Here is a 24,679-nt window from a genome sequence, read left to right as displayed (position 1 = left end):
CCACCCTGCCCCGGCGGGGTCGCACGTTCCCACACACCGCGCTTCCGGCCTCAACGCCCGCCCGGCGGCCTGATCACCGGAGAGACACGGGCCAGCAGCTCTTGGAAAAGGGCGTCGCCGGGGTCGAACTCCACCCGGATGGCGCGCCGCGGACAGGCCAGGGCACAGCGGCCGCATCCCTTGCAGGCCTCGGGGTCGAGGAATGACCTCCCCCCAACCACCGCAGCCGCTCCCACGAAACAGGTGCGCGCGCAGGTCCCGCATCCCACGCACTCTTCCCCCACCGTCACCCGCACCGAATCCAGCTTCTGGATGGTGTCCTTGAAGCCCTTGCCCGCCTCCCGCAGGTCCGTGCGCACCAGGCAGCAGCAGTCACAACAGAAACAGACCACCAAGAAATTGCGAAAGTCGTGCAGCAGCCCCAGGGTGGTGGCGTCGAACCAGATGCGGCCTACCATCCCCGTGAGCCCCGTCTCCGAGGCCTTCTCCAGGTGTTCCAGGCACTCCTCCACCCCGGCGCGGTGCCCGAGGGAGGGGTGGAGGTGCGCCGCCGCCTCGCCCAGGAAAATGCATCCGAGGTCCCGCGGGTACTTGACACAGCCCTCCTGGTTGCGGCAGATGCACCCGTCATGGAGGAAACGGTGCGAGGAGGCCTTGATGAGCTCGGCGATGGCCTGGCGGGGAAGGGCGGTGTTCTGAGGGGTCGGGAGGTCCTCGCACACGGGGATGAAGGTGACCTTGAAGATCTCCTCCCTCACCAGGGGGGCGAAGAGCTGCCGGAAGGGAGGGTAGGGGCTGAGCCTCTTCACCATGTGGGTGAAGGGCCACAGGGAGAGAAAGGCCTTGACCACCTGCCTTGGATAACCCATGCCGCCTCCTTCCTTCAGGCAGATCCGCACCCTCCGTCGCGGGGCCGCGAGGGAGACACTCCGTGGAGACCTCCCGTACCCGCGCCGGCCTTCGCGGACCGTCCCTCCGCGATACGCACCTCCCGCCCGCCGCCACCATTATTCCCCCTCGCCGCCATACCGGCAACATCGGAATATAACCGGGCCCGCGAGCGCACGCGCCCGGGCGGACCGGAAAAGAAAGGTATCCCTGATCCCTTGGGCAGCCCACGCAGACGTGGCGCCCCGGGGCTGCGTGGAGTATGCTGGAAACCAGGCAGGCGAGGAGAAGAGGAGGGAGTCATGGAAGAGTTCGTATATCTCAGCCCGGAATGGACCGAGGAGGGGCGCCGGCGCGTGGAGGCGGAGCTGTCCCCGGAGATGCTGCACCACGTCACCAGCTCCATGACCAATCTCTACAAGAACTGCCCCGACGGCAGGGACCGCTACTTCCACGTGGCCTTCGAGGACGGCAGGCTGGCCGCCTTCGAGACCGGCGAGGGGGAGGGTCCCAGGGCGGAGTTCCGCATCATCGCCGACTATTCCACCTTCGCCCAGATCACCCGAGGCGAGCTGGGTGCGGTGAAGGCACTCACCTCACGCAAGCTCGCCCTGCGCGGCAACATGGCCAAGGCCCTACGCCTCGCGCCCCTGGTGGACAAGCTCAACCGGGTGCTCGCCACCATCCCCACTCGATTCTGATGCGCCCCGCGGGACGCCGAGATGACGGGAGATGATAGAGATGCTGGATATACCCAGGCCCGACCCCAACGACCCTTATTCCGTGGACATCGAGAAGCGCCTCCTGGACATCCAGGAGGGCATGCGCCGGCGCGACCTCGACCTCTACCTGGCGTCGCGCATCCGCACCATGAGCTTCGTGCTCGACGCCTTCGTGCCCTGGCGTACCTTCATGGTCATCCCCGCCGAGGGCCTGCCCACCGTGTTCACCTTCGTCATAGACTCCGCCCGCCTGCTCAGCGAGACCTGGCTGGACGAGGACCACGTGCGCGGCTACTTCGGGGCCAGCGGGGCGGACCAGATCGAGGTCATCAAGTATTTCGTCGAGGATGAGCTGGGCCTGACCGGAGGCCGCATCGGCTACGAGACCGGCATGGCCACCTACACCGCCGAGGGGTGGATGACCCACTACGAATACGAGCGCTTCCGCGACGCCCTGCCCGGCTTCGACTTCATCAACGCCCACGACATCGTGGACCAGGCCTCCATCATCAAGGACGAGGGGACCATCAACCGCTTCCGCGAGGCGGGGCGCATCGTGGACGCCGGGCACAAGGCGGCCCGCGAGGCCATCGAGAACGGCGGCTGGAAGGGGATGACGGAGACGGAGCTGGCCGGCATCGCCGCCCTGGCCATGCGCCGCGAGGGCAGCGTCTCGGAGTGGAACTTCGCCGGCCTCAACGAGATCTCCAGCGGCTGGCGCACCGGGCTGGGGGCCTGCACCCCTCCCACCACCAAAGAGTTCGCCGCCGGGGAGGCGCTGATGTTCGACCTCCACGCCATGTTCAGGCTGGCCCTGGGGGACCACTCCCACAACTACCTCATCGCCCCCGCCAGCAAGCGCCAGCGCTGGCACGCCGACAACTTCGTGGCCTGCGTGCAGTTCGTGGCGGACAGCTACAGGGCCGGGGCCACCCCGGGCGACCTCATAACCGAGCTGGGCCGCTTCGCGGAGGAGCGGGGCTGCTCGGACTTCCTCCTCCCGGGGGTGGAGCACGGCATCGGCCTCTTCGGTGACGAGTGGAGGGTGGGGGCGAGCATGGACGTGCCCATCCCCTACTGGACAGACCCCGACCACGTCTACCAGGAGAACGAGATGGTCATCCTGGCCATGCAGTATGCAGCTCCCGAGGACGGGGTGGGGTTCCGCTACGAGAACCCCATCGTCATCGAGAAGGACGGCTGCGAGCTGACCTCGAAGTTCCCCCTGGCCATCGAGGAGATCGAGTAGGACGGGCGCCTTCCCCTTCAACGGCCTTACCCGGTTCCCGGGATGGCACGCACGGGGCGGGGAGCCGCCTCTCCGCAGACCGGGAACGTCCCGGCGCGCACGGCATCGGTGGTACAAGTGGTGGCCGGCGGCCGAACGGTCACCCGATGCATCATGGCCACCCCGTGATAACCGCCTTTTGTTCGTCAGGCAGTCATGAACACGGGCGGAAGGTCGGTCCATAGCCCATATCTTTCCTATGCCCGGTATCACGGGGATAGAGCAAGTTTCGCTTAGCGCCGGGGGCTCCGGGAATGTATAATAGAGAACTGCCGGAGCATTGAGGGCCGGCTTGAAAACCGCATGAACGTCGTACGGTCGGGGTGTGGCGCAGTTTGGTCAGCGCGCTGCGTTCGGGACGCAGAGGTCGGAGGTTCAAATCCTCTCACCCCGACCATCTTTCAGCCGCCCGTCGACACTCGTACGCCCGGATCGCCGCGGGGCCTTTTTTCCCGGACGCCGTGCAGCTTATGGTTACCGGCCTTCCATGCTCCCGCGCCTTATTCCGTACCGCCCGATGGGCGACGGAGCGCCGGTGCCGCACCCGCCGACCCTCGCCCGCCCGGCGCGCCGCGGAGCCTTTTCTCAAGGACGCGGTGCGGCCTCCGCCCTTTGAGGCCTGCATCCTCGACCGGGAACCGCGACGCACTTCCTGCGAGAGTCGGCACCAGGCCGTGACCCCCTTTACCGCCGGACAGGAGACGTGGAGACCGTCTTTTCATATAATCACAGCGGATGAAAAGCCCGTCCGAGAAGGAGGTTGAACCCATGACCGCGCCCCTGGAGGGAATTCGCGTACTGGACCTGTCCCAGCTCTATCCCGGGCCCCTGTGCACCATGATCCTCGCCGACCTCGGGGCGGAGGTCATCAAGGTGGAGCCCCCGGGAACCGGCGACCACGCCCGCACCTTCCGTTTCCTGTTCAACCAGATAAACCGCAACAAGAAGAGCCTGGCCCTGAATCTCAAGCACCCCGCAGCCCAGGAGGCCTTCCGCCGCCTGGCACGCACCGCGGACGTGGTCGTGGAGGGCTTTCGCCCCGGCACCACCGCGCGCCTGGGGGTGGATTACGAGACCCTGAAGGCCCTTAACCCGCGCATCATCTACTGCTCCATCAGCGGTTTCGGACAGGACGGCCCCTATCGCGACCATCCCGGGCACGACATCACCTACATGGCCATGGGGGGCGTCCTGGGCCTCACCCGGGACCGGGAGGGAAACCCGGTGGTGCTGGGGTTCGAGGTGGCGGACATAGCCTCCGCCCTCAATTCCGTCATCGCCATCCAGGCGGCCCTGCTGGCTCGCGACCGGACCGGGGAGGGACAGTTCGTGGACATAGCCATGCTGGACTGCGTGGTGTTCCTCCTACACAACAGCCTGGGGCCCTACCTCGAGACGGGCGAGGTGCCCACCATCAACCCCCTCCACGCAACCCCCCATTACGGCATCTTCGACACCGCGGATGGAAAACACCTGGTCATCGGCATCGCCCACGAGGACTGGTTCTGGAACGGGCTCTGCGACGCCCTGGGTCTGGAGGACGCCAAGGGCCTGAACACCCCCCAGCGTATCCTGGGGAAGCCCGAGCTGCTGCCCCGGGTTGAGGAGGCCATCCGGGCGCGCACCCTCGAGGACGCGCTTCGCGTGCTGACCGCCAACGACGTTCCCTGCTGCGCCCTGGCGCGCCTGGACGAAGCCCTGGACGACCCCCAGGTCAAGCACCGGGACATGGTGGTGGAGGTCGGTGAGGGGGAGAGCGCCATGCGGCAGTTGGGCAGCCCCTACAAGCTCTCCCGCACCCCGCCCCGCTTCCTGTCCCCCCCGCCGGCCCTGGGCCAGCACACCGACGAGCTGCTGCGGGAGATCGGCATGGAGGAGGGGGAGATTGCCCGGCTCAGGGAGGAGGGGGCGGTCGCCTGACCCTCACCCGGAACCGGGGTCGTTCCCCTTCCCCCCGCGATACCGGGCGGTGAACGGGCGTCCGGCAGCATCCGGCCCGAAAAGAGGAGGGGGAGATTGCCCGGCTCAGGGAGGAGGGGGCGGTCGCCTGACCCTCACCCGGAACCGGGGTCGTTCCCCTTCCCCCCGCGATACCGGGCGGTGAACGGGCGTCCGGCAGCATCCGGCCCGAAAAGAGGAGGGGGAGATTGCCCGGCTCAGGGAGGAGGGGGCGGTCGCCTGACCCTCACCCGGAACCGGGGTCGTTCCCCTTCCCCCCGCGATACCGGGCGGTGAACGGGCGTCCGGCAGCATCCGGCCCGAAAACATGAGGTCCGGCGGCGTTGCGGGCGGGAAAGAACGGGGTGCCGATGCCCTCCGCGACGGGACGCCGCTCTGCCCCCATCCCCCGTCCCCGCACCGCCGTCAGGTGCCAGGAACTGTGTGCGGCATAACGGCGCGGGCGTTGCGCGGCGCGGTGGAGGATAACCCGGTGTCCCGCGGCGTTTTCCCTGCTCCCGGCGGTCCCCGCCCCTCCCGCTCGCTCTGCCTGCAGTGGGCGCCGGAGGCCCGGGAACATGCCCTCAGGCCGGCTTGAGGGGAGGAATTGCGGTTATCCTCCGCATCGGATAGAATACGCAACAGCCATGACTTAATAAACTCGTGGGGGAGTATTGATGGTAAAGATCCTGGGGATCGCCGGAAGTCCCCGGCTCAACGGCAACACCGCGATACTTCTGGAGGAGGCCCTCAAAGGAGCCAGGGAAGCGGGCGCGACCGTGAACAAGATCGTGGTCTGCAACCGCGAGATCTTCCCCTGCCAGGCATGCGAGGACTGCCGCAAGGACGGGGAGTGCACCATCGACGACGCCATGGACAAGATCTACAACCTCACCACCTCCTCGCACGGCATCATCCTGGCGGCCCCCGTGTATTTCAACTCCCTCAACGCCCAGACCAAGGCCCTCATCGACCGCCACCAGTGCATGTGGGCGCGCAAGACGCTGCTGGGGCAGGAGGTCACGGACCCGGAGACCAGGCACGCGCGCCGCGGTCTTTTCCTCTCCACCGCCGGGGCGGATGATCCCCGCGCCTTCGACGGGGCCCTGAAGGTGGTGGACATGTTCTTCGAGGTCCTCGACATCAAGTACTACGAACGCCTGCTCTTCTTCCGCATGGACCGCAAGGGAGCCATCCGGGAGCACCCCACGGCCCTGCGCAACGCCTACTCCGCCGGCGAGCACCTGGTGGTGGAGATAGAGCGCAGCCTGGGGGAGAAGAAGGGATGAACCCGTCCCCGCATGGGTAGCCGGGGAGCGGATCCACGCGAGGGGCGGGCCCCCAGCCCTGAGCACAGGGAAGCAGCGTCTTATCAACGGGCGCCTGAAGTCAGGGAGCGGATATGTCGCCGGCATCCTGCCGCGTCGATAAGCCCGGGGGAACCCTGCCGCTCGGAAAACGGAGGTCGACCTCAGCCCCCTTCCACCTCCGGTATGGAGATCGCCCCGGGAATAATATGAAACGATAACCGATCTGCTCAGTAAAATGCGACATGGAGCACTTAATCTTGGGTGAGAGCAACAATATGTGGTGTCCTCCCGAGCTGATCGTGGAATCGTATAATATAATATCCTATTATCGAGAATATCAGGAGGTATTATAGTGCCGGACGAGATTCGGCTCACCCATCTCTCGAGCAAGTCCGGGTGAGCTGCCAAGGTGGGTCCGGAGGACCTCGAGAAGGTGCTGCGTCTCATTCCGCCCGGCGACCCGGGGCGCGAGATCCTGGTGGGACTGGACACCCCTGACGACGCCGCGGTGTACATGCTGGACGAGGAGACGGCGCTGGTGCATACCCTGGATTTTTTCACCCCCATCGTGGACGACCCCTACGATTACGGCCGCATCGCCGCGGCCAACGCCCTCAGCGACGTCTACGCCATGGGGGGCATCCCCCTCTCCGCCATGAACATCGTCTGTTTCCCCTGTTCCCTGGGGATGGATATCCTGGCCCGCATCCTGGAGGGCGGACTGGCCAGCATCAGGAAGGCGGGGGCGGTCCTCCTGGGAGGACATACGGTGGAGGACGCGGAGCCCAAGTACGGCCTCGCGGTCACCGGCAGGGTGCATCCCGACCGTATCATGACCTGCCTGGGGGCGGAGGCGGGCGACCTCCTGGTGCTCACCAAGCCCCTGGGAACGGGGGTGCTCGCCACCGCTCTCAAGGGCGAGTTCATGGGCGAGGAGGAGATGCGGGAGGCCGTGGAGGGCATGGCCTCCCTCAACGACCGCGCCTCGCGGGCGGCGGTGCTCGCCGGTGCCCATGCCTGCACCGACGTCACCGGCTTCGGTCTGGCCGGCCACCTCCTGAATATGCTCGAGGGAAACGGCCTTGGCTGCGAGGTCGAGGTGTCGCGGCTGCCCCTGTATCCCCGCGCCCGCGAGATGGCGGAGATGGGCATGGTCCCCGCCGGCGCCCACAAGAACCGCGATTATCTCTCCCCCCGCGTGGAGGTCTCGCCGCGGGTGAGCGAGGTTGACCGCGACCTGGTCTTCGACCCCCAGACCTCGGGAGGGCTTCTCATCGCCCTGCCCGAAGGGGCTCTGGAGATCTTCACGCGGGAGATGGGAGGCGAGGGTGACGCGGCGGTCATCGGGAGGTTCATGGAGAGCGCCGCGGGCACGGTGCGTATCCTGCCCTGACGTTACCCGCACATCCACCGTGGGTGAAAAGGCGGCTCCGGAAGCGTGTCGGCGCCGCCGGGCAGGTGAGAGCGGCGGGAGATGCGGAAAGAGAGCGCCATGCGACGCGGGCGCGGATCTGGAGGGAGAAGGAAACGCCGCCGCGTCGGGAGGACGCGGCGGCGAAGCGAGCCGGGAGGTGTTATGAAGGAGCGCGTGGACGCGCGCGGGCTGGCATGCCCCGCGCCGGTGGTGCGGACCAAGGAAGCCCTCAAGGGGGGCGCTACCGAGATAGAGGTGCTGGTGGACAACCCCACCGCCAGGGACAACGTATGCCGCTTCGCCTCCTCACAGGGGTGCGTCAGCGAGGTCTTCGAGGAGGAGGGGGGATTCCGGATCGCCATAACCAGGGGCTCCGAGGAAGCGGGGGCGGAAAGCGGACCCGGTCATGCCGAGCGCGCGGTGGTGGTGCTCTCGTCGGAAGTCATGGGCCGCGGCGAGGATGAACTGGGCAGGATCCTCGTCAAGGCCTTCCTCAACACCCTGGCGGAGAGCGACCCCCCACCCTGGAGGGTGGTGCTCTTCAACCGGGGCGTCCTTCTGGCGGTGGAGGGAGGGGACGGGGTGGAGGCCCTCTCCAACCTCCGGGACATGGGCGTGGAGGTGCTGGTCTGCGGCACCTGTCTGGATTATTTCCAGGCCAGGGAGAGGCTCGCGGTGGGGACGGTGAGCAACATGTACGACATCCTCACCACCATGCTCTCCGCCACCAACTCCGTGACCATATGAGGCTCCTCGGCGCGGGGGAACCGGGCGTACGGCCGGCCCCGTCCTGAAGCACTGCACCGCGGCCTGCCCTGCACTTCCGGCGGGGGAGCCGAGAAGGTAAACTAGGAAAGGACATGGAGAAAAAAGACTACCTCAGAGGTCTCTCGTCGGTGAACGACCTCATCCAGGCCGTTTACCGCAGCCGTCTCATGGGCAGCAAGGCCATCCCCAGGGAACTGGTCACCGAGGCCTCACGCACCGTGCTCGACGGCATCCGGGAGGCCATCCTCGCCGCCAGGGACGAGATGTCCCTTGAGAAGATAAGCACGGACACCGAGGACCTCGTCTCCCTGGTGGAAAAGGTGGTGGAGGAGAAGCTGCAGATGAGCTTCCGGCGCGTGATCAACGCCACCGGGGTGGTCATCCACACCAACCTGGGTCGCTCCCCGCTCTCGCGCCCCGCCATGGAGGCGCTGGCCGTGGCGGGCGCCTGCTACAGCAACCTTGAGTTCAGGCTCGAGGACGGCAGGCGCGGCTCGCGCCAGGAACACCTGCGAAGGCTGCTATGCGACCTCACGGGGGCCGAGTCCGCCCTGGTGGTGAACAACAACGCCGCGGCGGTGCTCCTGGCCCTCACCACCCACGCCAGGGACAGGGAGGTCATAGTCAGCAGGGGTCAGCTCATAGAGATCGGGGGCTCTTTCCGCCTGCCGGAAGTCATGGCCCAGAGCGGCGCCAGGCTGGTGGAGGTGGGGACTACCAACAAGACCTATCTCGAGGACTTCCGGCGCGCCATCACCAGCGAGACGGCCATACTCATGCGCGCCCATCCCAGCAATTACCGCATCACCGGCTTCACCGCCGAGGTGGGGGTGAAGGAGCTGGCGGAGCTGGCGCGGGAATTCGGCCTCATGGTCCTCGACGACTTGGGGAGCGGGGTGTATATAGACCTTTCCGACCACGGGCTGCAGTACGAGCCCACCATCCGGCGTTCCCTGCAGGAGGGCGCGGACCTGGTCTGCTTCAGCGGCGACAAGCTCCTGGGAGGGCCCCAGGCGGGGATCGTGCTCGGTCGGTCCGACCTGGTGGAGGCCATGGCCCGCCACCCCCTCGCCCGCGCCCTGAGGGTGGACAAGCTAACGGTGGCCGCCCTCGAGGCCACCCTGCGGCAGTACCTCGACCCCTCCCGGGCGGTGAAGGAGATCCCCACCCTGGCCATGCTCACCGCGGACCCCGAGATGCTGCGCGAGCGGGCGCGCGCTCTGGCGAAGAGGATCTCCTCCGAGGGTCCTTTCCAGGCCGAGGTGGTGGAGGACGTCTCGCGCGCCGGCGGAGGGGCGCTGCCCATGGAGGACCTTCCCACCTGGACGGTGGCGGTGACCTCGCCGGCCATGAAGACCGCCTCCATCGAGGAGGCCTTGCGCGGGGCCGAGCCGCCGGTGATCTGCCGCGTCAGGGACGACCGCGTCATCCTGGACATGCGCACGGTGAGCGACGAGGAGGCGGGGATGATCGCCGAGGCCTTCAGGGGGATGGCGGCTGACGCGGAGCGGGAATGACCCCGGACGGAAAGAGGACATGAAGAACTTCATCATCGGCACCGCCGGACACATAGACCACGGCAAGACCGAGCTCGTAAAAGCCCTCACGGGCACCGACACCGACCGCCTCAAGGAGGAGAAAGAACGCGGCATCTCCATCGAGCTCGGCTTCGCGGAGCTGGAGCTTCCCGGCGGCGTATCCGCCGGGGTGGTGGACGTCCCGGGGCACGAGCACTTCGTCAAGAACATGCTCGCGGGCGCCACCGGCTTCGACCTGGTGCTGCTGGTGGTGGCGGCCGACGACGGAGTGATGCCCCAGACCCTCGAGCACCTGGCCATCGTGGACCTGCTGGGGGTCAACGACGGGGTGGTGGCCATCACCAAGGCCGACCTCGTGGACGAGGAGATGGTGGAGCTGGTGAAGGAGGATGTGGCGGAAGCCCTGGCGGGGACGGCCCTGGAGAAGGCTGAAGTGGTAATCACTTCCAGCCGCACCGGGCAGGGGCTGGAGGAGCTGCGGGCCGCCCTGGCCAGGGCCTCGGAAAGGGTGAGGGACCGCGACTTCTCCGGGCCCTTCCGCCTTCCCGTGGACCGCGTCTTCACCCTCAAGGGCATAGGGACGGTGGTGACGGGAACCCTGTGGGAGGGCAGCGTCGCGGACGGCGACGAGGCGGTCATCCAGCCCTCGGGGAGGAGGGTGCGGGTGCGCAACGTGCAGGTGCACGGCAGGGAGGTGGAGAGGGCGCGCGCGGGACAGCGCGTGGCGCTGAACCTGCCGGGCATCTCCACGGAAGAGATCGAGCGCGGGGACGTGGTGGGCACCCCTGGTTACCTCCACCCCACCCTCATGGCAGACGGCCTGCTCCACCTCATCGAGGCCGCGCCGCGGGGACTGAAAAGCCGGGCGCGGGTGCGCTTCCATCACGGCACCAGGGAGGTCATGGCGCGGGTGGTGCTCCTGGGGGGGCGGGAGGAGCTCGCGCCTGGTGAGAGCGCCTACGTGCAGTTCCGCCTGGAAAAACCGGTGGTAGCGCTCTACGGCGACCGCTACATCCTGCGCAGCTACTCGCCCATCACCACCATCGGGGGCGGGCGTATCCTGGACTCCCATCCCAAGAAACACCGTCCCCACCAGCGCGAGGTCCTGGCCTCCCTGCAGCGGAGGGAGCGGGGCGCTCCCCGCGACCTCGTGCTGCTGGTGGCGGAGGAGCGGGCCATACCCCTCACCCGCCGCGAGCTCCTCGCCTGGAGCGAGATAAAGGAGGGCGATCTCGACAACGCCATGCGCGAACTCCTTGCCGCCGGCGAGCTGGAGGAGCTGGCCGGGGACGGGGAAGCCATGTTCATACCACCCTCCATACTCTCCGACCTTCGCGAGCGCCTCACCTCGCTGGCGGCGGAGATGCACGCCGCCAACCCCCTGAAGGCGGGGGTGGAGAAAGAGGCCCTGCGCCGCCGCCTGGACGCCGGCATGGACGCCGAGGTCTTCGACGCTTTGCTGCGCAGCGCCGTGGCCGCGGGCATGCTGGAGGTGGAGGGGGGCCGGGTGCGGGAGGCGGGCAAGGGCGCCCGCCTCGGGGAGAGGGAGCGGGAGCAGAAGGAGGCCCTGCTGCGGGCCATCCGGGAGGGAGGCTTCGCGCCCCCGCTCTTCAAGGAACTCATGGAGATAACCGGCCTGGACAGGGGAAAGCTGCGCGACATGCTGAACCTCCTCATGGACGAGGGCGCCGTGGAGCAGGTGAACCCGGAATATTTCCTCGCCGCCGGAAGGATCGCCGAGGCCGAGGAGCGCATACGCTCCCACCTGGCGGAACATGGAAGGCTGGCGGTGCCCGAGGTCCGGGAGATGCTGGGCGCCAGCCGCAAGTATGCCATCCCCCTGCTGGAGTTCTTCGACCGCAGGCGGGTCACCCGCCGCGACGGCGACTTCCGCGTCCCCTACTGATGCGGCCGCTCTCTCAGGTCCGCATCATATGTCCGCAAGATATGGTAACTCTTGGTATCTTTATGCCCGCGGTCACCGCGGCGGGTCACCCGCCACGACGGCGCCTTACGCATCCCCTACTGATGCGGCCGCTCTCTCAGGTCCGCATCATATGTCCGCAAGATATGGTAACTCTTGGTATCTTTATGCCCGCGGTCACCGCGGCGGGTCACCCGCCACGAGGCGCCGCACACCCCCGGCGACACCGGCTTTAATGCGGGGTCGTGGCGGGCAACCCCTGATATAATATCCCCGGAGGTGCATCCGTCCTGGTGGGCGGCGCGGTCTTCAAAACCGTTGCGGCGTCGTAACGGACGCCGGGTAGGTTCGATTCCTACGCATCTCCGCCATCTTCCACTTCTTCACCTGCCGGGCCCGGGGTTGCAGGAGGTCACGCGCCGGCCCCACTACGCCGGGAGTCTCACTTCCGCGGAGCAATGAGATTTCTATCCCCGCGCATCTCCGCCATCTTCCGCTTCTTCACCTGCCGGGCCCGGGGTTGCAGGAGGTCACGCGCCGGCCCCACTACGCCGGGAGTCTCCCTTCCGCGGCAGTACCCTGCCGGGGAGCCGGGAGGCCGTCCGCGGCTCTCCTCAGCCGCTCCGCTCCCGCAAGCTCTCCACTTTCCCCTCAAGGCCGGGCGTGAGGTGAACGTCCCCCTCCCCGTCCACCATCAACGCTCCCTCCACCCCCATCTCCTGCAACCACTCCAGCCCCCGCGGATATCCCAGGACAAAGGCGGCGGTGGACATGGCATCCGACCAGGCACCGCTCTCCCCGCCCAGTACGGTAACCGATATGGCGCCGCGTGCCGGGTATCCGCTGCGCGGGTCGAGAATGTGATGGTAGCGCACTCCCTGGTATTCGAAAAAGCGCTGGTAATCTCCGGAGGTGCTAATGTAGGTCCCGCCCTCCAGGAGAAGGGTCGCCAGAAAACCCTCTCCCCGCGGGTCCATCACCGCGATCCTCCAACGGTCCTCGCCGCCTCCGCCCGGTTTGTCCCCCATGGTCAAGGAGGTGCTGATCATGTTGACCACCGCCGCCTCCACGCCGTGTTCCCTCAGGATGCCCGCCGCAAGGTCCAGGCCGTAGCCCTTTGCCAGTGCCCCCAGGTCGATGATCATGCCCTCCCGCGCGAAGGCCACCGTGTGCGCGGCGGGGTCGAGAAGGAGCTTGTCCGAACCGACCTTCTCCAGAGCCGCCGTCACCTCTTCCTGCGAGGGCGGCGGGTCTCCCCTCTCGCTCCTCCCCGTCACGTCCCAGAGGTCGATGAGAGGGCCCACGGTGATGTCGAAGAGGCCGCCGCTGGCCTCGTAAACCCGCATGCCGGTGTCGATCATCTCCCACAGCTCGTCCGAGACCGCCACCGGCCCGGCGGCGGCGTGCGCGTTGAGGAGGGAGAGCTCGCTATCCGGGTCGTAACGGTCCGCGATGGCCTGGAGGCGGAAGAGCTCCTCGAAGGCATCCCCAACCGCTCCCTCCACCAGGGCTTGGTCCCTGCCGTAGGCGGTGATGGTCACCAGGTCGTCGAGGATATATTCCTGGCGTTCGAAGGGATGGCGGGAATAGCCGGGGTTCAGGATCCTGGCCAGCACCACCGCCACCAGGACCAGCGCCAGGGTGACCCCGGCGACGATGAGAGTATCCCTGCGGTTCTTTCTCCCGATCTCCCGGTGTCCCGGGTCACCGCGCTTCTCCATGCGCCGTAGTATATCATCCCCGGCGGGAGTGCCGACACTCCGGGCAAATCGAGCTCCCGCGGGGCCGCCCCTGCAGCCCATCCCGGCGGATGCGTGCCCGTCACCTCCGGGAGGACGGGAGACGGGCGGATTCCGGAAGTCCGGGGATGGGCAGTTCGCGCCCTCCTCCCTCGCCTTTCCAGGGAAGCGGCAGAGAGGCATCCCCTCTCTCCGGTATCTCCACTCCAAACTAAATGGCCGGCATGGGAATCCGCGGGCAATAAGGGTAGGAGGCCGTCCTCCCTCTCCGGTATCTCCAATCCCTCCCGGGCGCGGTGAGAGACTTCACCCTTTACGGCTACCGCGGCCCGGCAGCGCGGGAAAAAGCCTTCGCCCCGCCGATATACCTCCGCATGTAACGTCCCGCCAGCTCCAGGAGGAGGGAGAAGACCGCCGCCACGCCTAGGGCTTGCAACAGGACGACGATGCGGGGCAGGTGGAGCTGGAAGAACTCGCGGAACCATGGGATGGCGAGCACCCCCACGAAGGCGCCGGCCATGGCCGCCAGCAGTCCGCCCCGCCAGGATAAAAGCGGTCGCGAGAGGTAAGCCAACACCGCCAGGCCCACGATGGTGAGCACCACCACCGCCACGGTGCGGGATTCCTCCAGGCTGACGCCGTTGCTCCTGGCCATGGCGTTGCCGGTGAAGGTGGCCGCCCCGGCGATGAAACCGGCGGGCACAGCGAAGAGCAGTACCCTCCTCAGCAGCCCCGGGCGGTAACGCTGCCTGCTGCGCGCGAAAGAGAGGACGAAGGCGGGGATTCCTATGGTCAGCGAACCCACCAGGGAGATATGCCGGGGAAGGAAGGGGTATTCCCAGGCCAGGAGGGCCACGCCGACGGCCAGCATGGCGGCGTACACCGTCTTGGTCAGGAAGAGATTGGCGACCCGTTCCATGTTGGCCATCACCCTCCTCCCCTCCGCCACCACGCCCGGCAGGGTGGAGAACCTCCCGTCCAGGAGCACCAGCTGGGCCACCGCCTTTGTGGAAGGCGCCCCCGACCCCATGGCGATGCCCATGTCCGCGTCCTTGAGGGCCAGGGTGTCATTGACCCCGTCCCCGGTCATTGCCACCACGTGTCCGGCATGCTGCAGGGCATGCACCATGAGGCGCTTCTGCTCCGGCACCACGCGCCCGAATACCGTCTTTTTCCGCAGCACCCCCGCCAGCGCCTCCTTCTCCTCCGGAAGCTCCCTCGCGTCCACGGGATCGTCGGCCCCCGGCACCCCCACCCTCTCCGCCACCGCGCCCACGGTGCGGGGGTTGTCGCCGGAGATCACCCTTATCCCCACCTCCTGCCTCCGGAAATATTCCAGGGTGTCGGCGGCATCCGGGCGCACCTTCTCCTCGAAAACCAGCAGAGCCGCGGGCTCCACCCCCTCGGGCCTCGCTTCTCCCGACGCCGCCCGCCGCGCGCGCGCGAAGAGGAGCACTCTCTTGCCGGAGGCCGCGATCTCATCCGCACGCCCCCTGAGCTCCGCCTCGCGGGTGAGCCCCTGCAGGAGCACCTCCGGTGCCCCGAGCACCCAGGTGCCTCCTCCGGAAAAGGATGCCGCGCTCCATTTCCAGGCCGAGGAGAACGGGACCGTCTCCTCCACCCGCCATCCATCTCCCTCCGGGGGAGGGAACGCCGCGGCCAGGGCGGCGATGGTGGCGTTCTCCGAGGGCGCCGAGGCGGCGAAGGCTCCCAGCGCCTCCGCCAGGCCCTCCTCTCCGTCCAGCGGCAGGAGGCCGGTGAACTCCAGGGACCCCTCGGTGAGGGTTCCCGTTTTGTCCAGACAGATCACGTCCACCTTCGCCAGTCCCTCCACCGCCGGCAGCTCCTGCACCAGCACCCTGCGGCGCGCCAGGGCCACCGCGCTCACCGCGAACACCAGGCTGGTGAGGAGCACCAGCCCCTCCGGAACCATGCCCACAAGGCCGGCCACCGTGGCCAGGATGGAGTCGTCGAAGTCGCTATGGGTGAGCATCTGGCTCACGGCCAGCAGTATCGCCGCGGGGATCATCACATAGGTTATGTAGCGCAGGATGGTGTTGATGGCGTCGCGGAGGTCTGACTGCACCAGGGCATATTTTTTCGCCTCCGCCGCCAGCCTCCTGGCATAGGCGTTCTCCCCCACCGCCGTGGCCCTGAACCTGCCCGCGCCCGAGGAGACGAAGCTCCCCGAGAGCACGGTATCCCCGGGCCTCTTGGCCACGGGCACCGACTCCCCCGTAAGCAGCGATTCGTCGACCTCCAGGCCCTCGGAGGCCAGGACCACGCCGTCCACGAGCACCTGGTCGCCTGCCTGTAGCTCCAGGAGGTCGTCCAGCACCACCTCCTCCCGGGGCACCTCCAGGAGTTCACCCTCGCGCACCACCCTGGCCCTGGGCGCGCTGAGCAGGGTAAGCCTGTCCAGGGTCCACTTGGCGCGCAGCTCCTGCACTATCCCGATCAGGGTGTTGAACACCAGCACCATGCCGAAAAGCGCGTCGCGCCAAGGCCCGATGACCAGGACCACCACCGCCAGAATGCCCAGGATGGCATTGAAGCGGTTGAAGACGTTCACACGGATGATGGAGGCAAGGGAGCGGCTGCTCTTCTCTTTCACTGCGTTGGTCTCGCCCCGCTCCACGCGCTCCCTCACCTCGTCGAAGGTGAGCCCGCGCTCTGGATAGGATGGTCCCAGCTCGCCGGTCACGACCTCCGTCGGCATAGAGAACAGAGACCCGGTGCCGGAATCGGGGCGGGTAGGTTCCCGTGAAGCCAAAGAGCGCCCTCCCTCCGTTTCTCTCTCTTTTCCCGTGCCCTTCCCCGCCGACGTCCTCCCGACGTTTACCGCCACGCGCCATCCTCTGTCGGGGTGAGGATCGGCCGTCCTCGGACCGGCACCTGCGCTTCCCGCAACAACTACACCCCGAGAGGAAGGGCCCGACTCCTTCCCGCGCGAAACCGCCGCCCTGTGCGGCGAAGCCCGCTTTCAGGACCTCGGGCGATGATCTCGAGTAATGATAACATGAAAGGCCGCAATAAAAGCGGGCCGGGTTTCCCCGGCCCGCCGAACACGGTTTACAACCAGCGCAGCGCTAGGCCGCCGCCACCTCCCCGAACCTCTTGGGCTTGAACACCGTGTCCAGCAGAGGGACGAAGGCGTTGCCGATGAGGATGGAGTAGGCCACCGCTCCCGCCGGGGCCAAAAAGACGCGGATGATCACCACGCACACCCCGATGATCAGGCCGTAGACCACCTGTCCCCAGGTGTTCATGGGGCTGGTGACCCAGTCGGTGGCCATGAAGAAGGCCCCCAGCATGACCCCTCCGGCCAGGATGTTGTAGACCCCGTCCGAGCCCACGATGTAGGCGAGGACGAACACCGTGGCCAGGATGGTCACCGGGATGACCCAGTCGATGACCTTGCGGTAGAGGAGGTAGGCGCCGCCCAACAGCACCCAGAAGGCCCCCACCTCGGAGATAGCCCCGCCAAAGTTGGCGAAGAGCAGGGCGAGGTAGGAGGGTCCGGAGCTCTCCAGGCCTTGCTTGATGTAGACCAGGGGGGTGGCGGACTGCACGCCGTCATAGCCCGCCTTGAGGAAGCCCAGGCTCCCGGTCCAGGAGGCCAGCAGCCCCGAGCAGGTGAGGGCGAACACGAACCCGAAGAGGGCGGGGTTGAAGAGGTTGCGGCCCAGGCCCCCCATGAGCTCCTTGACCACCACGATGGCCACGAAGGAGGCGATGATGAGGTTGAGCCACTGGATGCGCGCCGGGAAGAGCAGGGCTAAGAGCAGCCCCGTCACCGCCGCGCTGCCGTCGGCCAGGTTGACCTTCTTCTTGCGCGCCTTGCGCACCGCCCACTCGAAGAACATGCAGGAGCCCACCGCCAGGGCGATGTTGAACAGCGCGTTATAGGTGAAGGCCACCAGGGCGGCCACGGTCACCGGGGCCAGCGCTATAAGCACGTCGCGCATGGCCACCGCCGTCTGCTCCTTGCTCCTCAGGTGAGGGGGCGGGGTTACGACCAGGTTCTCAAGAGCCATAATCTATCGCCTCCTCTTCACTTCTTCTTCAGGGCCGCGATCTCGGCCTTGGCCTTGCGCACGTAGGACACGTGGGGGATGTAGGCGGGGCAGGAGAAGGAGCAGCAGCCGCACTCGAAGCAGTCCAGCGCTCCCCACATCTCCGCCTTGTCCCACTGCCCCCGGCGGGCCGTCTGCACGATGAAGTTGGGGGAGAGGAACATGGGGCAGGCCTCCAGGCACTTGCCGCAGCGCACGCACTCCCCCTCCTCGCCCAGGTCCACCACGTCGGAGGTGAGCACCACCACCCCCGAGGTGCCCTTGACCACCGAGGCGGAGGTGTCGGACTGCGCCCATCCGGTCATGGGGCCGCCCATGATCAGCTTGACGGGGTTGCCCACCAGCCCCCCGCAGGCGTCCAGAAGGGCGGAGATGGGGGTGCCGATGGCCGCTAGCAGGTTGGCGGGCTCCCGCACTCCGGGCCCGGTGACGGTAAGTACCCTCTCATAGAGGGGCTTGCCCCAGGCCGCCGCCTCGAAGAGGGCCACCGCGGTGCCCACGTTCTGCACCAGGCAGCCAACCTCGCTGGGCAGCTTGCCCGGAGGCACCTTGCGGCCGGTGAGGGCGAAGATGAGCATTTTCTCCGCTCCCTCCGGGTACTTGACCTCCAGTATCTCCACCTCCACGTCGGAGAGGCCGGAGGCCTTGGAGCGCAGGGCGTCGACGGCGTCCATCTTGTTGGCCTCCACCCCGATGATCACCTTGCCCGCCCCCACCGCGGTCTTGAGCAGGCGGGCGCCTGCCACCAGGTCCTCGGGGCGCTCGAGCATCAGCCGGTGGTCGCAGGTGAGGAAGGGCTCGCACTCGCAGGCGTTGATGATCACCGTGTCCACCGGCTTGTCGGCGGGCGGGGTTAGCTTCACGTGGGTGGGGAAGGCGGCTCCTCCCATGCCCACCAGCCCCGCCTCGCGGGCGATCTCCCGGATCTCCTCGGCGGTGAGGGACTCGAGGTCCTTGCCGGGCTTCTTCTCGAACTCCGGCTGGGAGGAGTCGGCCTCGATGATCACGCTGCGCACCCTGGCGCCGGTGAAGTTGGGCACCTCGGCGATTTCCTTGACCGTCCCCGCCACCGAGGAGTGCACGGGGGCGGAGACGAAGGCCTCGGAGGCCCCGATCTTCTGGCCCACCTCCACGCGGTCCCCCTCCTTGACCAGGGGCTCGTTGGGGGCGCCGATGTGCTGCTGCAGGGGGATGACCACCCGGGAGGGCACGGGGGCGCGCTTTATGGCCTTGCCCGAGGCCAGCTCCTTGTTGTAAGGGGGATGGATGCCGCCCTTGAAGGTCTTGAGTTCAGCCATGCTATTCACCCCCTCCTGCCTCTCGCTCCAGGCCTTCGTTGCGCTTGTTGATCACGTAGCCCACGCCGGCCGCGGCCGCCAAGCCCACCAAGGCCAGGCCGCCCCAGGGAGCGCCGGGCTTGACCAGGGTCTCCCACACCGTGACCCCGGCGGGAACCGAGGGCTTGGCCGGTAGACGGTAGAGGGCGGGGTCGTCCTCGAGCACGTAGATGTAGTGCAGGCCGCCCACCTGGTCCAGTCCGTAGACCTGGGCTTTCTGGACCCCGCGCTCGCTCTTGAGGAAGGCGGCGCGCTCCTCGGCCTTCTTAACCATCTCCTCCCGGGTGCCGAAGTCCAGGGCCCCGGAGGTGCAGGTCTGCACGCAGGCGGGGCGGTTGCGCGAGGGCACCGGGTCGGGGGCCTTGTCCAGGTCCGGGGATGCCTGCTCCGGAGTGGGGAAGGCCCCGGGGTCCTGGGTGATGCGGTCGAAGCAGAGCACGCAGCGGTCGATGGCCTTCTCGGCCTGGTCGTAGCGGCAGGCCTGGAAGGGGCAAGTGGCCACGCAGTAGTTGCAGCCTATGCACTGCTTGGGGTCGGTCTTGACCAGCCAGGGCTCGGGGTCGTCGTCGGAGACCTTGTGCTTCTTGGTAGCCCCGGAGGGGCACACCTTCACGCAGGTGGCGTCGGTGCAGTGCATGCACTGGTACTTGGTGAAGTACCAGTAGAGCTCGTCGTCTGAGGCCGGGCGCTTCTCGGGCTCGTTGAAGAGGATGCGCATCCAGCACTGAGCGGTGAGCTCCAGGGGGTTCTCGTAGGTGCCGTCGCAGTCCGTCCTGGTGTAGGTGCGCTGGTTCCAGTTCTTGCAGGCCACCTGGCAGGCGCGGCACCCCGTGCACTTGCTGGCGTCGAAGAGGATCGCCTTGTCCGTCGGGTTAGCCATATCACTTCACCTTCCTCAGGTTCACGAGGAACGCCTTGTACTCGGGGATGGTGGTGTTGGGATCGCCCACGTGGGGGGTTAGCTGGTTGGCGGCGTAGTTCTTCTTGGAGATGCCGTTTCTCTCCGGGCCGCCGGTGGCCAGGCCGATGAACCCGTAGTGCCAGGTCATCCCCACCACGTGCACCTTCCTGGTGCTGCCGTTGTCCCCGATCTCCAGGGGCTTCAGTCGGGTGGTCACCACCGCCACCCCCTGCACCTTTCCACGCACGCTCTCCAGCTCCACCAGATCGCCCTTCTTGATCCCCAGCTCATCTGCGAGCTCCACCGAGATCTCGATGAAGTTCTCGGGCATGGCCTCACACAGCCAGGAGTTGTTGCGGGTCATCTGGCCCGCCTGCCAGTGCTCGGTGACCCGATAGGTGGTGCACACGTAGGGGTACCTGGGATCGCCTACCTCGGCGAAGCCCCACTTCTCCGGCTCCTCCTTGGCCGAGGGCCATTCCAGCACGATGGCCGGGTTGTTCTGCACGCTGGAGAGCATGTTTTTGACCGGGCTCTCTCGGGGCTCGTAGTGCTCGGGGAAGGGGCCCTCCGCCAGGGAGTTGGAGAACAGGCGCGCCACCAGGGCGCCCGGCTCTCGGTTCATGAAGAAGGAGTTGGCCCCCGAGCGCGTGCGCATGGTGGCCTTGCCCACCAGCTCCGGCGGGAAAGCGGGGTCGGTGCTCGGCTGGGTGTAGAAGTCGGGCACGTCGTTCTTCATCCCCAGGTTGTCGTCGTCCTTGAAGGTGAAGAGGGCCTTGTCCGGGGCGAAGGGCTTGCCCGACCAGTCAACCGAATTGCGGTTGTAGATGATGCGCCGGTTGAGGGGCCAAGCCCAGGCCCACACCGGGTAGGTGCCCACGTTGATCTTCCTGGCGTCGGCGGGGGCGCTGTCCTTGTCGGTGTAGATGGTCTGCCCGTCCTTGCCCAGCCAGTAGACGGGGGTCTTCTGGAAGTGCCACTGCCCTTTGTTGAAGGGAATGCCGTTCCACTCCTTGGCCTGCTTGGAGCGGGGTATCTTGACCTTGCCATCATCCCCTTTGGGGAGCTGGCCGTCGATGCCCAGGATCTTGGCCGCGGTCTCCACGTCGGCGTCGCTCGCCCACTGCCCGCAGTAGATCCAATTGCCGGAGGCGGTGGAGCCGTCGTCTTTTAGGGATCCGAAGCCGAAGACCGGCTTCTCGAAGGCCTTGTCCCAGCTGAACTCGCCCTCAGGCCAGGTGAATCCGCTGATCTCCATCTGCACCTGGTCCAGGTCGGGATCGCCGTGCTCGTCCTCGTCGTAGGCCCAGAAGAGCTCGGATATGCTCTCCTTGCCCTTGCCTCCCTCGGCGCGGTAGAGCTCCTTTACCGCCTTCATGATCTGGTGGATCATGAAGGCGTCGGGCATGGCGTCCCCGGGGGGCTCCACCGCCTTCCAACGGTACTGGGCCATCCTTCCGGAGTTGGAGACCGACCCCGGCTTCTCCACCGAGGAGGCGGCGGGAAGCGCCCACACCTCGGTCTGGATGGCCTTGGGGTCGGCCCCGGGGCGGCGCCAGAAGTTCATGCTATCGGTGTCCCAGAGGTCCGCGGCCACCAGCCAGTCCAGCTTGTCCATGGCGGCGTACTCCAGGTTGCAGTTGGGTCCACCGACCCCCGGGTTCTGCCCCCAGGCGATGAGGCCCTTGATGATGCCCGCGTACATGTCCTCGAAGAGCGCGATATGGGTGTAGTTCTTGCCCTTCTTCACCTTGGGATGCAGTTCGTAGGCCTTGTCCAGCCCCTCCTTTTTGGCATAGGGGCCGTAGTAGGCCATGAGGTAGCTGTTGAAGAAGCGGGGCTGCCAGGTCCAGATGCCCACCTTGGGGGTTGTCTTCTCCAGGTACTTGCCGCGGTCGGGGTGGTCGCTCGAGTTGGGCACGGTCATATACCCGCAGAGGATGTGGGAGAGGAGCGCGAAGTCCGTGGAGCCCTGGACGTTGGACTCCCCGCGCAGGGCGTTGATGCCCCCGCCGGGCATGCCGGTGTTGCCGAGCAGCGCCTGCAGGATGGCGAAGGTGCGTATCTTCTCCGTCCCGAAGGTGAACTGCGTCAGCCCCATGGCGTACATGAGGTTGCCGCTCTTCTCCCGTTTGCAGGTGATGCCGCAGTAGCACTCGGCGATCTCCTTGAACTTGGCGGGATCCATGCCGCAGACCTTGGCCACCACGCTGTCGGGCCCGTCGTAGGTGTAGCGGGAGAAGTGCTCCTTGAGCTTGGCGAAAACGGAGCCCGCGATGGCCGCGTCGTCGTTGGGGATGTAGTTCCCGTTGGAGTCCTTGGGGCCGGTGGGCACCCCCCTGCCTGGGAAGGTCGGGTCCTCGGCGATGGGGATGAGCTGTACCCGGACGGGGTTGCCGTCGGGGCCGGCCTGGTAGGTCCAGGTCTTGGTGTCGTACTTCCTCTTCTCCTTGTCGTAGCCGCTGAAGTAGCCGTCCAGCTCACCGGGCCCCTTGAAGTCCGGGTTGACCAGGATGGGGGCGTTGGTGTAGTTCTGCACGTACTCCCAGTTGATGTAGTTCTTGTCGATGGCGTACTTGATCAGCGCCCCGAAGAAGGCGATGTCGGTGCCGGGGCGGATGAAGGAGAAGAGGTCCGCGCGCGCCGCGGAGCGGGTGAAGCGCGGGTCCACCACGATGATCTTGGCGTCGCGCTCCTCCCTAGCCTTTTCCATCCACCGCCAAGAGACGGGATGGTTCTCGCTGGGGTTAGCGCCGCAGATCATGAAAACGTCGGCGTTCTTGAGGTCGATGTAGTGGTTGGTCATGGCTCCCCGGCCGTACGTGCCGCCGAGACCGGCGACTGTGGCCGAGTGTCATATACGGGCCTGGTGTTCGATGTACACCAGGCCGAGGCCGCGGGCGAACTTGACGGCCAGGTAGCATTCCTCGTTGTCCAGGGCTGCCCCTCCCAGCTGGGCGATGCCCTCGCAGCGGTTCACCGTGACCTTGTTCCCGTCCACCTCCTCCGTCTCCACGAAGGTGGCGTCTCGGGTGTCCTTGATGAGGCGGGCAATCCTGGGGATGGCCTCCTCCCAGGTCTTCTCCTCCCAGTCCGTGGCCCCGGGGGCGCGGTAGCGCACCTTGGTGAGCCGGCGGTCGTTGTTGGCGATCTGGTAGATGGACTGCCCCTTGGAGCAGAGGCTCGCCCGGTTCACGGGGCTGTCTGGAAGGCCCTCCAAGCCCACCACCTTGCCATCCTTCACGCTGACGATGGCGGAGCAGCCCACGGAGCAGTAGGGGCATACCGTGGTGCTCTCGCTGGCCTCGCTGATGCGAAGCTCCTCGGCAGCGGCGAGGGCGGTGGTGGAGAACCCGAGCTGGGCGAGGGCGGTGACGCCTATGCCGGCGCCCGACAGCTTGAGGAAACTTCTTCGCGAAAGTTCCATACTTCCCCCCACTTTCCTAGGTCGAATCCTGTACCTCCAAAAAAGCGACTATACTGCATACTGTGCATTACGCATATATATATATAAAACCCGCACGGGATTTGATTTCCCCACATGCGCGCCGGAAGCCCACCAGATTTTCAAGGAACGGATAAAAGCGGTTTATCACCGTCTGGAACGGCGCTTAACCTCTATGATCCACCCGCCAGGACATACATGCAGCACTGGCCTGGCTTTTCAGACCTCCCTTGCCGTTCGATCCCGGCCCTTCCGGGCCCTCGGCATGACCCTCGATCAAACTGACATCAAATCGGGAGCATTATACTATCGAATTTCACCGTAAGGCAACTTGTTTCCGCAACCGGAGCGCGCGGCCCGCGGGCAGCGGCACGAGATGCGGTTGCTCTTTTGGATCTCAAGAAAACACCGTGCGGCAGCCGCGCTCGTAACCCTTTTCCTCCGCCGCCAGGTCTAGATGAGCGGTGGCGAGGTCCTCGAGGGGGATGACGAACTCCTCGTCCCGCTCTCCCGGCGCCGTGGACACCTTGAGGTACCTGCCGCACTTCTCGCAAAGGTATGCCCTTTTCCTGTCGTCGCCCTCCACGAAGATGTACTTCAGCTTTCCCTGGTCGATGTTCATGCAGAAGGGGCACATGATGCGCGGGATCCCCCAGCGCGACCCGCACAGGGAACATTCCAGGACCCGCAGGCCGTCCTGCGAGCGCAGGAAACCCATGATGGGCAGGTCGCCGCATACCGGGCACCGTCCCCTCGGAACCTGGTCGAGGTCGGCTTTGCGGGCCATGGCGCCCGCTGCCTTCCAGAAAAACGGCGCCATGGTCATATGCACCAGCATGTAGAGCACCGCGGGCTCCAGCGAATAGCCCTCCGCCAGACGCAGGAACTCCTCGTCGTCACGCTCCAGGAAGGCCTCGATGAGAGCGCGAAGCCCCTCGCCGTCCAGCTCGCGGGAGAGGAACGCGTCCAGGTTCTCGAGGGAGGACTCGCTCTTTTTCCTCAGCACCTCCGCCAGTTCCCTCATCAGCTCCTCCGCCAGGGCGACATCCACGGCCATCTCCCCGGTCTCGATGAGCGGCTTGCCTTCCTCGATGAGCTTGTGCGCCTGCTGTTCCTCGAGGTGGGGCAGCCGGTCGGGTATGCGCTGCGAGAGCCTGCGCTGCACCGAGAACACCTCGCGGTACAGCCCCATCACTCCCTTGAGCCGGGGATTTGACGCCACGTACGACCTGGCCGTGCGGGTCACCAGGCTCTTGTTGATCTTGCGCTGCTTCAGGTTGAAATCGCCGATGTTGACCTACCTCCTTTATGTGCCGGCTTTCACGCCTATCTCAAATACTGCAGTACCTTCCACCTGCCATACGGCCCAGCGGCATCGAGGTCGCGAGGGC

Annotated in this window: 17 protein-coding genes and 2 tRNA genes; 10 read left to right on the top strand and 9 right to left on the bottom strand. The window is 66.6% G+C overall.

Annotated elements, in window-relative coordinates; all coding sequences use genetic code 11:
- Positions 1–50: 50 nt before the first annotated feature.
- Positions 51–869, bottom strand: coding sequence for a 4Fe-4S binding protein (locus tag H5T74_08940; protein MBC7230497.1), 819 nt, complete (start codon positions 867–869; stop codon positions 51–53).
- 321 nt (positions 870–1,190) lie between these two features.
- On the opposite strand from H5T74_08940, the gene H5T74_08935 reads away from it, so the two are divergent.
- From H5T74_08935 to H5T74_08890, 10 genes are all read left to right on the top strand, one after another.
- The gene (locus tag H5T74_08935) at positions 1,191–1,589 is read left to right on the top strand and encodes an SCP2 sterol-binding domain-containing protein (GenBank protein MBC7230496.1); all 399 of its coding nucleotides are present in this window, start codon (positions 1,191–1,193) and stop codon (positions 1,587–1,589) included.
- Positions 1,590–1,629: 40 nt separating this feature from the next.
- Complete coding sequence (locus H5T74_08930) at positions 1,630–2,859, top strand: aminopeptidase P family protein (protein ID MBC7230495.1); 1,230 nt, start codon at positions 1,630–1,632, stop codon at positions 2,857–2,859.
- A gap of 358 nt (positions 2,860–3,217) precedes the next feature.
- A tRNA-Pro gene (locus H5T74_08925) sits at positions 3,218–3,295 on the top strand.
- A gap of 371 nt (positions 3,296–3,666) precedes the next feature.
- Positions 3,667–4,818, top strand: coding sequence for a CoA transferase (locus H5T74_08920; GenBank protein ID MBC7230494.1), 1,152 nt, complete (start codon positions 3,667–3,669; stop codon positions 4,816–4,818).
- A gap of 695 nt (positions 4,819–5,513) precedes the next feature.
- Positions 5,514–6,125 (top strand): flavodoxin family protein, encoded by a 612-nt coding sequence (locus H5T74_08915; protein ID MBC7230493.1) that lies wholly within the window; start codon positions 5,514–5,516, stop codon positions 6,123–6,125.
- A 370-nt stretch (positions 6,126–6,495) separates the two neighbouring features.
- Positions 6,496–7,539, top strand: coding sequence for a selenide, water dikinase SelD (gene selD, locus H5T74_08910; GenBank protein ID MBC7230492.1), 1,044 nt, complete (start codon positions 6,496–6,498; stop codon positions 7,537–7,539).
- A gap of 183 nt (positions 7,540–7,722) precedes the next feature.
- Positions 7,723–8,307, top strand: a complete 585-nt coding sequence (gene yedF / locus H5T74_08905) for a sulfurtransferase-like selenium metabolism protein YedF (GenBank protein MBC7230491.1) — start codon at positions 7,723–7,725, stop codon at positions 8,305–8,307.
- 113 nt (positions 8,308–8,420) lie between these two features.
- Positions 8,421–9,845, top strand: coding sequence for an L-seryl-tRNA(Sec) selenium transferase (locus H5T74_08900; protein ID MBC7230490.1), 1,425 nt, complete (start codon positions 8,421–8,423; stop codon positions 9,843–9,845).
- 19 nt (positions 9,846–9,864) lie between these two features.
- The gene (gene selB / locus H5T74_08895) at positions 9,865–11,772 is read left to right on the top strand and encodes a selenocysteine-specific translation elongation factor (GenBank protein MBC7230489.1); all 1,908 of its coding nucleotides are present in this window, start codon (positions 9,865–9,867) and stop codon (positions 11,770–11,772) included.
- Positions 11,773–12,065: 293 nt separating this feature from the next.
- Positions 12,066–12,161, top strand: a tRNA-Sec gene (locus H5T74_08890).
- A 243-nt stretch (positions 12,162–12,404) separates the two neighbouring features.
- Here the strand turns inward: H5T74_08890 and H5T74_08885 are convergent.
- From H5T74_08885 to H5T74_08850, 8 genes are all read right to left on the bottom strand, one after another.
- The gene (locus tag H5T74_08885) at positions 12,405–13,511 is read right to left on the bottom strand and encodes an FAD:protein FMN transferase (GenBank protein ID MBC7230488.1); all 1,107 of its coding nucleotides are present in this window, start codon (positions 13,509–13,511) and stop codon (positions 12,405–12,407) included.
- A 337-nt stretch (positions 13,512–13,848) separates the two neighbouring features.
- The gene (locus tag H5T74_08880) at positions 13,849–16,248 is read right to left on the bottom strand and encodes an HAD-IC family P-type ATPase (GenBank protein MBC7230487.1); all 2,400 of its coding nucleotides are present in this window, start codon (positions 16,246–16,248) and stop codon (positions 13,849–13,851) included.
- A 370-nt stretch (positions 16,249–16,618) separates the two neighbouring features.
- The gene (locus H5T74_08875) at positions 16,619–17,566 is read right to left on the bottom strand and encodes an RnfABCDGE type electron transport complex subunit D (protein MBC7230486.1); all 948 of its coding nucleotides are present in this window, start codon (positions 17,564–17,566) and stop codon (positions 16,619–16,621) included.
- A 17-nt stretch (positions 17,567–17,583) separates the two neighbouring features.
- Positions 17,584–18,903 carry an electron transport complex subunit RsxC gene (rsxC, locus tag H5T74_08870; GenBank protein MBC7230485.1) on the bottom strand — a complete coding sequence of 440 codons (1,320 nt, stop codon included), beginning with the start codon at positions 18,901–18,903 and terminating at the stop codon, positions 17,584–17,586.
- Between the two features lies 1 nt (position 18,904).
- Positions 18,905–19,822 carry a 4Fe-4S ferredoxin gene (locus H5T74_08865; GenBank protein MBC7230484.1) on the bottom strand — a complete coding sequence of 306 codons (918 nt, stop codon included), beginning with the start codon at positions 19,820–19,822 and terminating at the stop codon, positions 18,905–18,907.
- Position 19,823: 1 nt separating this feature from the next.
- Positions 19,824–22,649 (bottom strand): molybdopterin-dependent oxidoreductase, encoded by a 2,826-nt coding sequence (locus H5T74_08860; GenBank protein ID MBC7230483.1) that lies wholly within the window; start codon positions 22,647–22,649, stop codon positions 19,824–19,826.
- A 48-nt stretch (positions 22,650–22,697) separates the two neighbouring features.
- On the bottom strand, positions 22,698–23,270 hold the full coding sequence (locus H5T74_08855) for a twin-arginine translocation signal domain-containing protein (protein MBC7230482.1): 573 nt from the start codon (positions 23,268–23,270) through the stop codon (positions 22,698–22,700).
- Positions 23,271–23,685: 415 nt separating this feature from the next.
- Positions 23,686–24,534: a formate dehydrogenase accessory protein FdhE gene (locus H5T74_08850; protein MBC7230481.1), complete on the bottom strand. Its 849-nt coding sequence runs from the start codon at positions 24,532–24,534 to the stop codon at positions 23,686–23,688.
- Between the last annotated feature and the right edge of the window lie 145 nt (positions 24,535–24,679).

The organism is Actinomycetota bacterium (assembly GCA_014360645.1).
Classification (GTDB): Bacteria; Actinomycetota; Geothermincolia; order Geothermincolales; family RBG-13-55-18; genus Solincola_B.
This window is presented reverse-complemented; position numbering and strand designations above follow the sequence as displayed.

What these genes read in the sequence shown, in the direction of transcription:
- H5T74_08860 (MBC7230483.1), bottom strand. Translation starts at nt 22,649, where the DNA reads ATGACCAACCACTACATCGACCTCAAGAACGCCGACGTTTTCATGATC.
- H5T74_08935 (MBC7230496.1), top strand. Translation starts at nt 1,191, where the DNA reads ATGGAAGAGTTCGTATATCTCAGCCCGGAATGGACCGAGGAGGGGCGC.
- H5T74_08875 (MBC7230486.1), bottom strand. Translation starts at nt 17,566, where the DNA reads ATGGCTCTTGAGAACCTGGTCGTAACCCCGCCCCCTCACCTGAGGAGC.
- H5T74_08940 (MBC7230497.1), bottom strand. Translation starts at nt 869, where the DNA reads ATGGGTTATCCAAGGCAGGTGGTCAAGGCCTTTCTCTCCCTGTGGCCC.
- H5T74_08880 (MBC7230487.1), bottom strand. Translation starts at nt 16,248, where the DNA reads ATGCCGACGGAGGTCGTGACCGGCGAGCTGGGACCATCCTATCCAGAG.
- rsxC (MBC7230485.1), bottom strand. Translation starts at nt 18,903, where the DNA reads ATGGCTGAACTCAAGACCTTCAAGGGCGGCATCCATCCCCCTTACAAC.
- selB (MBC7230489.1), top strand. Translation starts at nt 9,865, where the DNA reads ATGAAGAACTTCATCATCGGCACCGCCGGACACATAGACCACGGCAAG.
- H5T74_08900 (MBC7230490.1), top strand. Translation starts at nt 8,421, where the DNA reads ATGGAGAAAAAAGACTACCTCAGAGGTCTCTCGTCGGTGAACGACCTC.
- H5T74_08915 (MBC7230493.1), top strand. Translation starts at nt 5,514, where the DNA reads ATGGTAAAGATCCTGGGGATCGCCGGAAGTCCCCGGCTCAACGGCAAC.
- H5T74_08865 (MBC7230484.1), bottom strand. Translation starts at nt 19,822, where the DNA reads ATGGCTAACCCGACGGACAAGGCGATCCTCTTCGACGCCAGCAAGTGC.
- H5T74_08855 (MBC7230482.1), bottom strand. Translation starts at nt 23,270, where the DNA reads ATGGAACTTTCGCGAAGAAGTTTCCTCAAGCTGTCGGGCGCCGGCATA.
- H5T74_08920 (MBC7230494.1), top strand. Translation starts at nt 3,667, where the DNA reads ATGACCGCGCCCCTGGAGGGAATTCGCGTACTGGACCTGTCCCAGCTC.
- H5T74_08930 (MBC7230495.1), top strand. Translation starts at nt 1,630, where the DNA reads ATGCTGGATATACCCAGGCCCGACCCCAACGACCCTTATTCCGTGGAC.
- yedF (MBC7230491.1), top strand. Translation starts at nt 7,723, where the DNA reads ATGAAGGAGCGCGTGGACGCGCGCGGGCTGGCATGCCCCGCGCCGGTG.
- H5T74_08885 (MBC7230488.1), bottom strand. Translation starts at nt 13,511, where the DNA reads ATGGAGAAGCGCGGTGACCCGGGACACCGGGAGATCGGGAGAAAGAAC.